This is a genomic window from Sulfitobacter sp. W002 (assembly GCF_025142135.1).
Lineage (GTDB): Bacteria > Pseudomonadota > Alphaproteobacteria > Rhodobacterales > Rhodobacteraceae > Sulfitobacter > Sulfitobacter profundi.
The window spans coordinates 199,036-212,655 of the sequence record NZ_CP081126.1; the positions used below are offsets into that span (position 1 = coordinate 199,036).

A 13,620-nucleotide genomic window follows, 5' to 3' on the forward strand; every position below is an offset into this window, starting at 1 on the left:
GCAGGGCCGGGCGAAAGCCCGCAATGAATCACGCTTTAGGATCGGTGACAGACCGCGCCTTGCCGCGTTCCATCCCCAACTGCCGCTCGCGCCAGATCACCAATGCGCCCGCGCTGATCACCAGCGCCGCGCCCGCCAGCATCATCATCGTCGGCAGTTCTGCAAAGAAAATATAGCCGAGCAAGATGGCAAAGAGCATCGAGGTATAGTCGTATGGCGCCAGCATCGAAGCCGAGCCAAAGCGATAAGCCGAGGTGATAAGAATCTGCGCCACTCCGCCGATTAACCCTGCTAACACCAGCAAGCCAAAGGTGTGCAGATCAGGCATGACCCAGCCGAAGGGCAGGGTGAAAAGCGCCAAGATCGATGCAGTGACGGAAAAGTAAAAGACGATCGCGGCGGTGTCTTCGTTCTGCACCAATTGGCGAATGTGGATCTGCACAAGGCTGCGCACCATCGTCGCCATTAGGATCAACAGCGCACCAATCGTGGCTGTCTGTTCCATCGTACCGATGCTGCTGAAACGCGGCCAGAGGATGATCATCACCCCGACCAGCCCGATCGCCACGGCAGTCACGCGGATCAGACGGATTTGTTCGCCCAGCAATACGGCGGCAAGGATCACGGTAAAGATTGGCGTGGCAAAGCCGATGGCGGTGACCTCGGGCAGGGGCAGCAGGCCAAGGCCGGTGAAGGTCAGCCCCATCGCCGTGGTGCCAAACAGCCCGCGCCAGACATGGCCCATCGGGTTCTTGGTCTTGAGCCCGCTTTTCAGTTTGCCGCGTTGCGCCAGCCAGATCAGGATCACCGGAATGGCAAAGAAAGAGCGGAAGAAGACAGACTCGCCCGCCGGCACGTCGTCGGCCAGCGATTTGATGATCGCAGACATGCAGGTAAAAAGCAGGATCGCCGTGATCTTCAGTCCGACGCCAAGGGCGGGGCGGGCGGAGAAATCATCGACTTTCATGCTCTGGTCCTCATGCTTCGGGGCCGATCCGTCCGCGGTTGGTGCCGATCTGCCCGCGGTGCAGCAGCAGGTGATCCAGCAGCACACAGGCCATCATCGCCTCGCCTACCGGCACCGCGCGGATGCCGACGCAGGGGTCATGACGGCCTTTGGTGATGATCTCGGTCTCTTCACCCTGTTTGGTGATGGTACGCCGCGTGGTCAGGATGCTTGAGGTCGGCTTCACCGCAAAACGCACCACGACATCCTGCCCGGTGCTGATCCCGCCCAAGATGCCGCCCGCATGGTTGGAGGAATACTCCGGCCCTTCCGGCCCCATGGTGATCTCATCCGCGTTCAGCTCTCCGGTCAGCATCGCCGCTGACATGCCCTCGCCAATCTCCACCCCTTTGACGGCATTGATGCTCATCATCGCGGCGGCCAGATCGGTGTCGAGCTTGCCATAGACCGGCGCGCCGAGGCCCGCAGGCACGCCGCGCGCGGTGACTTCGATGATCGCACCCACGCTGCTGCCCGATTTGCGCAAACCGTCGAGGTAGTCGGCCCAGTCGCCTGCCGCCTTGGCGTCGGGCACCCAAAACGGGTTCTGCTCGATCTGGTCCCAATCGAACGCATCCCGGTCGATCTTATGCGGACCCATCTGCACCATATAGCCGGTGATCTGCAGGTTCGGGGCCAGCGCCTTGATCGCCTCGCGCGCCAGACCACCCGCCGCCACCCGCGCCGCCGTTTCACGGGCCGAGGAACGCCCACCCCCGCGATAGTCGCGAATGCCGTATTTCTGGAAATAGGTGATGTCGGCATGACCGGGGCGGAACTTGTCCTTGATATCCCCGTAGTCTTTCGAGCGCTGATCGGTGTTTTCGATCATCAGTTGGATGGGCGTGCCTGTCGTCACGCCCTCAAAGGTGCCCGACAGAATCCGCACCTCATCCGCTTCACGCCGCTGCGTGGTGTATTTGTTCTGGCCGGGTTTGCGCTTGTCCAACCACTGTTGGATCATGCCCTCGTCAATCGGCACGCCGGGGGGGCAGCCATCAATCGTGGCGCCAAGGGCGGGACCGTGGCTTTCGCCCCATGTGGTGACCCGGTAAAGATGGCCAAAGCTGTTGATCGACATGGGCGGACCTCCTGTTGTCAAACCCTTAGCCGGGGCAGCGCCCTGCCTCAAGGGGATTTGCCTTGCCAATTGTGCAGGTCCGATCTACCCCTGACGCTACCTCGGGGGGCCTTTGGGCTGAGATGTACGTGTTGTGCGGACCCGTTGAACCTGAACCGGTTAACACCGGCGGAGGGAAGGTCCGGACAGACATCCACCTTTTACCTTTCGCCGCAAAAGGAGGATGCAATGAAGTATCTTACACTTGCTGCGGGCGTCTTGGGCGCATCGGCTGCATGGGCCGAAACGCCTGAATTGACGGTCTATACCTACGACAGTTTCGTCACCGAATGGGGCCCTGGCCCGGCCATCGAAGAGGGGTTTGAGGCCGAATGCGGCTGCGACCTGAAATTCGTCGGCATGGGCGATGGCGCGGCACTGCTGGCGCGGCTCAAGCTCGAAGGCGCGCGCTCTGACGCGGATATCGTGCTGGGGCTCGACACCAGCCTTGTCGCGGCGGCGAAGGAGACCGAGCTGTTCGCGCCGAGCGGGTTGCAGGCCGACTATGATCTGCCGATCACTTGGGAAGATGACGTCTTTGTCCCCTATGACTGGGGCTACTTCGCTTTTGTCCATGGCACGGACCTCTCCGCACCCACTGATTTCAAAGCGCTGGCCGAGAGCGATTTGAAGATTGTCATCCAAGACCCGCGCTCCTCAACCCCCGGTCTGGGTCTGCTGATGTGGGTCAAAACGGCCTATGGCGATGAGGCGCCCGAGGTTTGGGCAGGACTGGCGGATAACGTCGTGACTGTCACCAAGGGCTGGTCCGAGGCTTACGGTCTATTCCTCGAAGGCGAGGCCGACATGGTGCTCAGCTACACGACTTCCCCCGCCTATCACCTGATCGCGGAGGAGGATGACAGCAAGACCGCGGCGCTGTTTGACGAAGGCCACTACATGCAGATCGAAGTGGCGGGGAAGCTCGCGGGGTCGGATCAGCCGGAGCTGGCCGATCAGTTCCTGCAATACCTCGTCTCTGACGCCGCGCAATCGGTGCTGCCGACGACCAACTGGATGTACCCCGCCGTGACGCCCGAGGGAGGTTTGCCCGAAGGGTTCGGCGGGATGATCCAACCGGGCAAGGCGCTGTTGGTGCCCAATGCTGATGTACCTGCGCTCCGTGAAGAGGCTTTGGACGAATGGCTGACCGCGCTGTCGCGTTAAGCGGCAAAACGGGGCTTTTCGCCGCCGCACTGGTCGCGGGCCTGATCCTTGCCGCCCTGGTCGCCGTTTTCAGGGCAGCCGATGTGGCGGCGGGGCTGGGGACGGCGGATTGGGCGGCGGTGCGTTTTACCGTCACGCAGGCGGTGTGGTCGGCGGTGCTTTCTGTGCTGCTGGCTGTGCCGGTCGCCCGCGCCTTGGCGCGGCTGCGGTTCTGGGCGCGCGGGGCGTTGATTACGCTACTCGGCGCGCCTTTTATCCTGCCGGTGATCGTGGCGGTGCTGGGGCTGCTGACGGTCTTTGGCCGTTCGGGCGTGCTCAACCAGTTTGGCGCGGCTCTGGGCCTGCCGCCCGTGTCGATCTACGGGCTGCATGGGGTGGTTCTGGCCCATGTTTTCTTTAATCTTCCGTTGGCGACACGGCTTTTGCTGCAAGGCTGGCAGAGCATACCGTCCGAGCGGTTTCGACTGGCCGGGCAGCTACAAATGACGCCGCGGGCGCTGTTTCTGGCGCTGGAATTGCCGATGCTGCGGCAGGTCTTGCCCGGCGTGGCGGCGTTGATCTTCGTGATTTGCCTGACCAGTTTTGCTGTGGCCCTGACACTGGGTGGCGGGCCACGCGCGACGACGATCGAACTGGCGATCTATCAGGCGTTTCGGTTTGATTTCGACCTCGGTCGCGCCGCGCTTTTGTCGGTGGTGCAGCTTGTGTTGGCGGGCACAGCGGCGGTTGCGGCGCTTTGGCTTATTCCGCCGATCAGCTTGGGCGGTGGGCTGGACCGCCCCCTGCGCCGCTGGGATGCGCTGGGCGGGGGGCAGCGAGCGTTGGACATTACCGTGATTTCGGTTGCCGCATTGTTTTTGCTGCTGCCGCTGGGGGCTGTAGTGCTGCGCGGATTGGTAGGTTTGGGGCAACTGCCGCCTTCGGTGTGGCAAGCTACATTGAATAGCATTCTGGTGGCGGGCTTCAGCGTGATGGTACTTGCCGCACTGGCCTTGCCGATGGCGGGTTGGATCGCCACCCGGCGGCGCGGCGGGGTTGAGGCGATTGGCCTGATGGGGCTGGCCGCCTCGCCGCTGATGATCGGCACGGGCTGGTTCATTCTGATTAACCCGGTGCTCGACCCGGCGCGGCTGAGCCTTCCCGTTACGGCCCTCGTGAACGCGCTGATTGCGCTGCCCTTCGTGCTGCGCATTCTGGTGCCGCGGCTGCGTGAGACGTTGCAGGATTATGGCCCGCTGACCCAGACCCTCGACATGAATGGTTGGGCGCTTTGGCGTCTGTTGGTCTTGCCGCGCTTGCGTCCACAACTGGGCTTTGCCGCCGGGCTGACCGGGGCGCTGTCGGTGGGTGACCTCGGCGTGATCGCCCTGTTCGCCGATCAGGACCGTGCGACGCTGCCGTTGCAAATGTACCGTCTGATGGGCGCCTACCGGATGGAGGCCGCAGCAGGTGCGGCGCTGTTGCTGCTGGTCTTGGCGCTGGCGGTGTTTTTCATCTGCGACAAATGGGGGCGCTGGCATGCTGACGCTTGAAAAGATGCGCATTGAGCGGGGCGATTTCAGCCTTGCCGCTGACATGACCCTCGCGCAGGGGCGCAGCTACGCCGTGATCGGCCCCTCTGGGTCGGGCAAGTCGACGTTGCTGGCTGCGGTCTGTGGGTTTGTGCCGGTGGCGGCGGGGCGGTTGTTGCGGGATGGCGCGGACATCACCGAACAGCATCCCGGCCAACGCGGCATGACGATGCTGTTTCAGGACAACAATCTGTTTCCACATCTTTCCGTGCGTCAGAACGTCGGCCTTGGTCTGCGCCCAGATCTTCGTCTGAAGGCGGCGGATCGAGTGAAGATTGATGCCGCCCTCGCGCGAGTAGGCCTGAGCGATCACGCCGCCAAACGCCCCGGCGCGCTGTCGGGTGGGCAACAGAGCCGCGTGGCGCTGGCGCGGGTGCTGGTGCAGGCCCGGCCTTGGGTGTTGTTGGATGAACCCTTTGCCGCGCTTGGCCCCGCGCTGCGGATTGAGATGTTGGACCTTGTCCAAGACCTCGCCCGAGAGACCGGGGCGGGGCTGATCATGGTGACCCATGCGCCGGATGACGTGCGGCGCATCGCGGATGAGGTGATCTTTGTCGAAGGCGGGCGTGCCCATGCGCCGGGGCCAGCGGCAGAATTGCTCGACAACCCGCCACCGGCCTTGCGTGCCTATCTGGGCTAGGCTGCGGAAATTTTTGAAATTTCCGGGGCGTTTTCTTTTGAAGAAAACACCTCCAGCGCTTGCGTCATGCCAAGAGCTGCTTGAGCAGCCTCGCGTCCTTTGGTGACAAAATGCGCGCGGTAGATCGCGTTGTGGTGGTCGGTTTCCTGATAGTGATGCGGGGTGAGCGAGACCGACAGCACCGGCAGGTCGCAGTCCAGCCCCACGCGCATCAGCCCATCGACCACCGAATGCGCCACGAAGTCATGACGGTAGATACCGCCATCGACAACGAAAGCCGCGCAGATCACGGCGTCATAGCGGCCCGTCTTGGCCAAGCGCTGTGCCATGAGCGGCAATTCAAAGGCACCGGGAACGGCAAAACTGTCGACCTGAGCTGCGTCGATAACTTCGGTAAATCCCTCATAGGCGCGGTCGACGATATCCGCATGCCAACTTGCGCGCACAAAGGCGAAACGGGCGGAACGATCTTGTGTCATAGTGATCTCCTTTAGGTTCAGACACGTCCACCCAAGGCGATCACGCGCACAGACCGAGCCAGTGCCCCGCCTGTGTTCGCATTCTCTTCCATCCGGACTGTGACCGTCGGCTCTGGAATCGCACCAGATCTGCTGACACCCCGTGGGGCCGCTCGCGGGCTTGCGGGAACCGCTTACCGCCGGTGGGGAATTTCGCCCCGCCCTGAGAATGATGCTAGGTTGCCAAGTTGGGGAAGGCTCTGCAATACCAAAAGAAACGCCCGAGGAGCCGCCATGCATCCCAACCCGATCTACCGCAAAGAGGGCCGAGACAGGAACCTCGCTTTTGCCCGCGACACGGGCTTTGGCGTGCTGGCGATCAACGCCGCCGAGGGGCCATTGATGGCGCATGTGCCCTTCATTCTGAACGCCCCCGGGGATTTGGCAGAGCTGCATCTGGTGCGCTCAAACCCCATCGCGCGGGCGCTGAAGGCCCCGCAGCCGGTGTGTTTGGCGGTGAGCGGGGCCGACAGCTATGTCTCGCCCGATTGGTACGGCATCGAAGACCAAGTGCCGACATGGAACTATGTCGCCGTGCATCTGACCGGGATGCTAGAGGCGCGCCCGGCAGAGGAACTGCCCGACCTGCTGGCGCGGCAATCGGCGATCTATGAGGCGCGGCTGGCCCCCAAGACCCCGTGGAAGATGGACAAGATGACCCCCGAGGCGCGCGACAAGATGCTGCGTATGATCGTGCCCTGCCAGATCCGCGTCACCGGGATCGATGGCACGTGGAAGCTGGGCCAGAACAAGGATGAGGCTGTGCGTCTGGCGGCGGCGGATCAGATGGCGGCGCATGGGTTCGGGACAGAGCCTGCGGTGATGGCGGCATTGATGCGGGGCGCTTGAACGCCGTTGCGTCAGGCGCGGCCCCGTTGAATAGTGCGGGCAACCAAGGGGGAACTTCACGTGAAACTATTTTATTCTCAAACCTCGCCCTATGTCCGCAAGGTCATGGTGCTGCTGCACGAAACTGGCCAGCTTGATGATGTCGCGCTGGAGCCGACCTCGGGCACGCCGCTGGCCCCGGCCGAGGGCTTTGCCGTGCGCAACCCGCTGACCAAAGTGCCCGCACTGGAGCGACCGGACGGATGCACGCTTTATGACAGCCGGGTGATCTGCGCCTATCTGGATGACCGCGCCGGAGCGGGGCTTTACCCCCAAGGTGCAAGCAGGTGGGACACTTTGACGCTAGAGGCCACGGCGGACGGGATGCTCGATGCAGCGCTCGCCATGGTCTACGAAGGCAAGCTGCGCCCCGAAGACAAACGCATGCCTGAATGGGTCGAGGGCCAGTGGGGCAAGGTTGAACGGGCCTGTAAAACGCTGAACAATCAATGGGCGGCGCATTTGGCGGGGCCTTTGGATATGGGGCAAATCGCGGTTGGCTGTGCGTTGGGCTATGTCGATTTCCGCCATGGCGCACGCGATTGGCGGGCCGGAAACCCTGATCTGGCGGCGTGGTTCGATGCCTTTGATTCGCGTCCCGCGATGATGCATACGGCGCCGCCGCAGTAATCGGGCCGTAATGATATTGCCACAATCGCGGTATTTTTGCCGCGTTGTGGCGCGGTTGATCCCAGATGCGCGGCTTTGACATCTGGACGGGCGCGGTCCATCCCGGTAGATAGCGGCGAGAAGTCAGGTGGCAAGGTGACGCCACCCCTATGTCTGACGGCCGAATTCGGCCAAGAATTGGAGTAAACCCGTGTCCCAAGCAGAAGAACACGCAGGCACCCGGAGGGATTTCCTGTATTACGCGACAGCCGGTACAGGTGCCGTCGCCGTTGGTGCCGCCGTCTGGCCGCTGGTCAACCAGATGAACCCCTCTGCCGACGTAAAGGCGCTGTCGTCCATTCGTGTGGATGTGTCCGGCGTTGAAGTCGGGACGCAGCTGACCGTGAAATGGCTGGGCAAGCCGGTGTTCATTCGCCGCCGCACAGAGGCCGAGATCGAAGAAGCAAGCGCTGTCGACGTGTCCAGTCTGCCGGACCCCATCGCGCAGAACGCAAACCTTGGCAGCGATGTGCCTGCCACCGACGCGAACCGCGCGTTGGACGAAACTGGCGAATGGCTGGTTCAGATGGGCGTTTGTACACACCTCGGCTGCGTGCCTTTGGGTGATGCTGGCGACTTTGGCGGCTGGTTCTGTCCCTGCCACGGGTCGCACTACGATACCGCGGGCCGCATCCGTAAAGGGCCGGCGCCACGCAACTTGCCGGTGCCTGTCGCCGAATTCGTGGACGAGTCCACGATCAAACTGGGTTAAGGGAGCGGAAGAGAGATGTCTGGAATTCCTCACGACCATTACGAGCCGAATTCGAACGGCGAAAAGTGGCTGCACCGCCGCCTTCCCATCGTTGGCCTTTTGTACGACACATTGATGATCCCCACGCCCAAGAACCTGAACTGGATGTGGATCTGGGGCATCGTGCTGACTTTCTGTCTGGCACTGCAGATCATCACCGGCATCGTTCTGGTGATGCACTACACGCCGCATGTCGATCTGGCCTTCTCGTCGGTTGAGCACATCATGCGCAACGTTAACGGCGGCTATATGATCCGCTATCTGCATATGAACGGCGCGTCGCTGTTCTTTATCGCGGTCTATGCGCATATTTTCCGTGGTCTCTACTATGGGTCCTATAAAGCCCCGCGTGAGATCACATGGATCATCGGCATGCTGATCTACCTGCTGATGATGGCCACAGGCTTTATGGGCTACGTTCTGCCTTGGGGTCAGATGTCCTTCTGGGGCGCGACCGTGATTACCGGCCTCTTTGGCGCGGTTCCCTTCGTCGGTGAAACACTGCAGACATTCCTGCTGGGTGGACCTGCCGTTGATAACGCGACGCTGAACCGCTTCTTCTCGCTGCACTATCTGCTGCCCTTCGTGATTGCGGGCCTTGTGGTTCTCCACATCTGGGCATTCCACACGACCGGCAATAACAACCCCACCGGGGTCGAAGTGCGCCGCACCTCGAAAGAAGACGCCAAGAAAGACACGCTGCCGTTCTGGCCCTACTTCGTGATCAAGGACTTGTTCGCGCTGGCCGTGATCCTGACGCTGTTCTTCGCAGTTGTTGGCTTCATGCCGAACTATCTGGGCCACCCGGACAACTACATCGAAGCCAACGCTCTGGCGACGCCTGCACACATCGTGCCGGAATGGTACTTCTTGCCGTTCTATGCGATCTTGCGGGCCTTTACGTCTGAGGTTTGGGTTGTGCAAATCGCGTCCTTCGTGACCGGTGGCATCATCGACGCCAAATTCTTTGGCGTGCTGGCGATGTTCGGTGCGATTGCGGTTATGGCGCTGGTGCCGTGGCTGGACACATCCAGCGTGCGTTCGGGCCGGTATCGTCCAATGTTCAAATGGTGGTTCGCCCTGCTGGTGATCGACTTCTTCGCCCTGATGTGGCTGGGTGCGATGCCCGCAGAAGAGCCCTATGCGAGCTTCTCACTGATCGCTTCGGCCTATTGGTTCGCCTACTTCCTCGTGATCCTGCCCCTCTTGGGCGTGATCGAGAAGCCGCTGGCGCAGCCTGAAACCATCGAAGCCGACTTTGACGCGCATTACGCGCCCAAGGCAGGCGGCACCAAGACGCTTGTGAACCCGGCGGAATAAGGATCATGACCATGATGAAGACCAACCTCCTTTCTGCCGTGGTAACTCTGGGCCTTGCCCTGCCGGGAACGGCGGTGCTGGCGCAGGACACAGCGACAGAAGAAGAACTGCTAACAACTCCGGCGGAAACGCCGGAGGCCGAAGCCGAAACCGCGCCTGCTGAAGCGCCAGCGGCGGAAGAAACACCTGCCGAAGCTGACACCACCGCAGCCGAACCCGAGGTTAACGCGGCCCCGGCAGAGGAGCCCGCGGTTGAGGCAGCCCCTGCTGAGGAGACCGCAACCGAAGAGGCACCTGCTGAAGAGGCTCCGGTTGAAGAAGCTCCTGCTGAAGAGGCGACAACCGAGGAAGCTCCGGCTGAAACGGTGCCTGCCGAGGAAGCACCAGTAGCGGAAGAGGCCCCGGCCGAAGAAACCGCCACTGAGGATGCTGCCACCGAGGAAGCGCCCGAAGAGGTTTCCGCCGAAGACGCAGAAGAAGCGCCTGCCGAGGAGGTCGAAGCCACGGACGAAGCGCAATCGACAGCCGAGGAAAACGCTGAAAACGAAGTGATCGCCGAAGACGACGTCGACGGCCAAGCGCATGGCGATGACCCCAACGTTGGCGTCATGGAAGCGGATGATCACGGCGAAGAGCATGCCTCGGACGATCATGCCGGTGACGATGACCACGGCGGCGATTCCCACGCCACACCGCATATCGACAACATTGATTTCTCTTTCGATGGTCCGTTCGGCGGTTACGACGTAAACCAGCTTCAGCGCGGTCTGCAGATTTACACCGAGGTTTGTGCAGCGTGCCACGGTCTGGAATATGTCGCGATGCGGACGTTGGCGGACGAAAGCGGTCCGAACATGCCCGAAGATCAGGTGATCGAATACGCAAAAGGCTATGACGTCTATGACGCCGAGCTGGACGACACCCGCCCCGGCACCCCGGTTGACCACTTCCCCGGCTCCAACCTGCCGAACGCACCTGACCTGTCCCTGATGGCCAAGAAACGCGCCGCGTTCCACGGTCCTTACGGTTTGGGCATCAACCAGTTCCTGAAAGGGATCGGCGGGCCGGAGTATATCACCGCACTTCTGGCCGGCTACACAGGCGAAGAGAAAGAGCAAGCGGGCACGGTTCTTTATGAGAACACCGTCTTCCCCGGCGGCTGGATCGCCATGGCGCCCCCGCTGTCGGATGAGCTGGTCGAGTTCGCGGATGACCATGCCAATGACGTGCAGCACATGGCCGAGGACGTCTCTGCCTTCCTGATGTGGACCGCCGAGCCAAAACTGGGCGCGCGCAAGCAGGCTGGCTTTGCCGGGGTCGTGCTGTTGGGTCTGTTGTCGGTGCTGCTGTACCTGACCAACAAAAAGCTTTGGGCGCCGGTCAAGAACCGCCGCAAGGACGGCTGATCGGGCCACGGCTTTTGGAAATGAAGGGCGGCGGGAAACCGGCGCCCTTTTGCTTTTGTGGCCATGCGTAATGACGGCGGCCATTTGGCCTAAAACCTCTCAACAGGTTCCGCCCGGTGGCACACCGGGCATCGCCCTCCCTCCCCCCGGAGGGCGATTTAGCGAGGTTTCATGATGCGGAGTCGTTTCGAGTACGGCAGCCGTTCCGACCACAGCCTCGCTCCATCGCCCCCCAGGGAGGGCGATGCCCTTCGCGCTAGGCGGTCAGCTGCGTGCCCGAAATTCCAGTAATCTCGGTCCGCACGATCTCGCCCTCGTCCTGTGGCGCGGCAAAGCTCACCTCGGTGAACTGCGCCGTGCGCCCCATGTGAGGGTTCTCCATCAGCACATCATGGGTTTGCCCCACCTGCGCCTCCAGATGCCGTTGCACTTGCTGCTCACCCGCCGCACGCAGCCGTGCCGCGCGGGTTTTGATTGCAGCACCGTTCACTGCGGGCATCCGCGCCGCGGGGGTGCCGGGGCGGGCGGAATAGGGGAAGACATGCAGCCATGTCAGGTCACATTCCTCGACAAGTTTCATCGAGTTTTCGAACATCGCTTCGGTCTCGGTCGGGAAACCGGCGATGATGTCGGCACCAAAGGTCATGTCGGGCCGCAAGGCGCGGGCCTCTTGGGCGAAACGGATCGCATCGTCGCGCAGGTGGCGGCGTTTCATGCGCTTGAGGATCATGTCATCGCCGTGTTGCAGCGACAGATGCAGATGCGGCATCAGGCGTGGCTCCGTCGCGATGGCCTGCATTAGGTTTTCATCCACCTCAATCGAATCGATCGAGGAGATCCGCAAGCGCGGCAGATCGGGCACCAGACGCAAGATTCGCATCACCAGGTCGCCGAGCTTTGGTGTGGCGGGCAGATCGGCCCCCCATGATGTCAGATCGACTCCGGTCAGCACCACCTCGTTAAAGCCTTTGTCGACCAGCCGCTTGATCTGGTCCACCACGACCCCTGCGGGGACCGAGCGGGAATTGCCGCGACCGTAAGGAATGATGCAGAAGGTGCAGCGATGGTCGCAGCCGTTTTGCACCTGCACATAGGCCCGGCTGCGGGTGCCGAACCCGTCGATCAAATGGCCCGCCGTTTCGGTCACGGACATGATGTCGTCGACCTGCACGGTCTCGGTCTCGCCGATGAAATCGGCGGCCATGCCCTGCCATGTCGCGCCCTGCATCTTTTCGGTGTTGCCGATAACGGCGTCGACCTCGGGCATGGCGTTAAAGGTCTCGGGCTCGGTCTGTGCGGCGCAGCCGGTGACGATCAGCCGTGCATCGGGGTGCGCCTTGCGCAGCTTGCGGATGTCTTGGCGCGCTTTGCGCACGGCCTCGGCGGTGACGGCGCAGGTGTTGACCACCACGGCGTTTTGCAACCCGGCCTGTTCGGCCAGTTCTTTCATCGCCTCGGTCTCATAGGCGTTGAGACGGCAGCCCATGGTGCTGAAGATCGGGGCGCTCATGTCAGGCTCTCCAGAAACTCGGGAGTGAAGGTGCCGGAGAAGACATGGGCGGTCGGCCCCGTCATCCAGACGCCATCCTCACGCCAATCGATGTGCAGTGTGCCGCCGTCGAGGTCGATACGCACGGCGCGGCCCGAGAGGCCCCGGCGCGCGGCGGCGACGGCTGTGGCGCAGGACGACGAGCCCGAGGCCAGCGTGACGCCCACGCCGCGCTCCCAAACGCGCATGCGGATATGGTCCGGCCCGACGATTTGCGCCACTTGGACGTTGGTGCGCTCAGGATAAAGCGGGTCATGCTCGGCGCGGGGGCCGAGATCGGAGAGATCCACCGCCTCGGCATCATCGACGAAAAAGGTGCAATGCGGGTTGCCCATGCCGGTGGCGACGGGGTCGCCGTCGATCGGCAGGTGCAGCGTGTCCATTTCGCGCGCCAGTGGCACCTCGTCCCAATTCAACTGCGGGTGGCCCATATTGACGGAGGTCAGGCCGCCCCCGGCGTCCTTCGCCGCCAGATCGCCCCGCGCGGTGGTCAGGTGCAGCGAATCGCGCCCCGACTCGTCCATCAGGTAGCGCGCGATGCAGCGGGTGGCGTTGCCGCAGGCAGCAGAGAGGGAGCCGTCGGAATTGTAAAAGGTCAGATGCGCGTCGCCCGTCCCGCGCGTAATCACCGCAAGCTGATCAAATCCCACGCCAAATTGCCGGTGCCCGATGGCCTGCGCCATCGCCGGGGTCACGTCGATTGCCTCCGCACGTGCATCAAACACGACGAAGTCATTGCCTAGCCCATGCATTTTCATGAAGGGCAATCCGGGGGTCTGATCGCTGTACATTCGGGGCATATAACCCCGGCATGAAAACTAATCCAGCATCTCGCATTATTTTCGTAATTAAGGGCTTGACCCTGCCGCCCGTAATTTCTAGTTACCCGCCTAGTGGGCCGTTAGCTCAGTTGGTAGAGCAACTGACTTTTAATCAGTAGGTCGATGGTTCGAACCCATCACGGCTCACCACTCACCCCCCCCCGAATATGGTTGTGGATCAGGTGTTTGGTGCC

General features: G+C 62.2%; 13 protein-coding genes, 1 tRNA gene and 2 riboswitches. Of the genes, 9 read left to right on the forward strand and 5 right to left on the reverse strand.

All coding sequences use genetic code 11. The features are described from left to right. Positions 1-28 precede the first annotated feature (28 nt). On the reverse strand, positions 29-967 hold the full coding sequence (locus K3758_RS00940; protein ID WP_259946941.1) for a DMT family transporter: 939 nt from the start codon (positions 965-967) through the stop codon (positions 29-31). Between the two features lie 10 nt (positions 968-977). Then, a complete protein-coding gene (aroC, locus tag K3758_RS00945) occupies positions 978-2,087 on the reverse strand; it encodes a chorismate synthase (protein ID WP_259946943.1) in 1,110 nt (369 codons plus the stop codon). 92 nt (positions 2,088-2,179) lie between these two features. Then, a riboswitch (TPP riboswitch) is annotated at positions 2,180-2,281 on the forward strand. A gap of 34 nt (positions 2,282-2,315) precedes the next feature. Here aroC and thiB point away from each other — a divergent pair. From thiB to K3758_RS00960, 3 genes are read left to right on the forward strand one after another with little or no spacing between them, the layout of a single operon-like run. After that, the gene (gene thiB, locus K3758_RS00950; RefSeq protein ID WP_259946945.1) at positions 2,316-3,293 is read left to right on the forward strand and encodes a thiamine ABC transporter substrate binding subunit; all 978 of its coding nucleotides are present in this window, start codon (positions 2,316-2,318) and stop codon (positions 3,291-3,293) included. After that, positions 3,269-4,825: a thiamine/thiamine pyrophosphate ABC transporter permease ThiP gene (locus K3758_RS00955; protein WP_259946947.1), complete on the forward strand. Its 1,557-nt coding sequence runs from the start codon at positions 3,269-3,271 to the stop codon at positions 4,823-4,825. The genes thiB and K3758_RS00955 overlap by 25 nt, the downstream gene beginning before the upstream one ends. Continuing rightward, positions 4,812-5,504 carry an ATP-binding cassette domain-containing protein gene (locus K3758_RS00960; RefSeq protein WP_259946950.1) on the forward strand — a complete coding sequence of 231 codons (693 nt, stop codon included), beginning with the start codon at positions 4,812-4,814 and terminating at the stop codon, positions 5,502-5,504. The genes K3758_RS00955 and K3758_RS00960 overlap by 14 nt, the downstream gene beginning before the upstream one ends. Here the strand turns inward: K3758_RS00960 and K3758_RS00965 are convergent. Next, entirely contained in the window at positions 5,501-5,983 is a 483-nt protein-coding gene (locus K3758_RS00965; RefSeq protein WP_259946952.1) for a 6,7-dimethyl-8-ribityllumazine synthase, read from the reverse strand. The two genes, K3758_RS00960 and K3758_RS00965, sit on opposite strands and share 4 nt — an antisense overlap. A 76-nt stretch (positions 5,984-6,059) precedes the next feature. Next, positions 6,060-6,197, reverse strand: a riboswitch (FMN riboswitch). A 59-nt stretch (positions 6,198-6,256) separates the two neighbouring features. Here K3758_RS00965 and K3758_RS00970 point away from each other — a divergent pair. The 5 genes from K3758_RS00970 (at position 6,257) to K3758_RS18350 (ending at position 11,056) form a co-directional block, all read left to right on the forward strand. Continuing rightward, entirely contained in the window at positions 6,257-6,871 is a 615-nt protein-coding gene (locus K3758_RS00970) for an FMN-binding negative transcriptional regulator (protein WP_259946954.1), read from the forward strand. Between the two features lie 60 nt (positions 6,872-6,931). Next, positions 6,932-7,540 carry a glutathione S-transferase gene (locus K3758_RS00975; RefSeq protein ID WP_259946956.1) on the forward strand — a complete coding sequence of 203 codons (609 nt, stop codon included), beginning with the start codon at positions 6,932-6,934 and terminating at the stop codon, positions 7,538-7,540. A 190-nt stretch (positions 7,541-7,730) separates the two neighbouring features. Beyond that, entirely contained in the window at positions 7,731-8,291 is a 561-nt protein-coding gene (gene petA / locus K3758_RS00980) for a ubiquinol-cytochrome c reductase iron-sulfur subunit (RefSeq protein ID WP_259946958.1), read from the forward strand. Between the two features lie 15 nt (positions 8,292-8,306). Next, a complete protein-coding gene (gene petB / locus K3758_RS00985) occupies positions 8,307-9,650 on the forward strand; it encodes a cytochrome b (protein ID WP_067265773.1) in 1,344 nt (447 codons plus the stop codon). An 11-nt stretch (positions 9,651-9,661) separates the two neighbouring features. Beyond that, the gene (locus K3758_RS18350; RefSeq protein WP_311201525.1) at positions 9,662-11,056 is read left to right on the forward strand and encodes a cytochrome c1; all 1,395 of its coding nucleotides are present in this window, start codon (positions 9,662-9,664) and stop codon (positions 11,054-11,056) included. A gap of 256 nt (positions 11,057-11,312) precedes the next feature. Here K3758_RS18350 and mtaB read toward each other — a convergent pair whose 3' ends face one another. Together mtaB and dapF are read right to left on the reverse strand one after the other, a co-directional pair. Beyond that, the gene (mtaB, locus tag K3758_RS00995) at positions 11,313-12,566 is read right to left on the reverse strand and encodes a tRNA (N(6)-L-threonylcarbamoyladenosine(37)-C(2))-methylthiotransferase MtaB (RefSeq protein WP_259946960.1); all 1,254 of its coding nucleotides are present in this window, start codon (positions 12,564-12,566) and stop codon (positions 11,313-11,315) included. Further along, positions 12,563-13,396, reverse strand: a complete 834-nt coding sequence (dapF, locus tag K3758_RS01000; protein WP_259949944.1) for a diaminopimelate epimerase — start codon at positions 13,394-13,396, stop codon at positions 12,563-12,565. Before dapF ends, mtaB begins: the two co-directional genes overlap by 4 nt. A 104-nt stretch (positions 13,397-13,500) precedes the next feature. On the opposite strand from dapF, the gene K3758_RS01005 reads away from it, so the two are divergent. Beyond that, positions 13,501-13,576: transfer RNA gene (locus K3758_RS01005), tRNA-Lys, on the forward strand. Positions 13,577-13,620 lie beyond the last annotated feature (44 nt).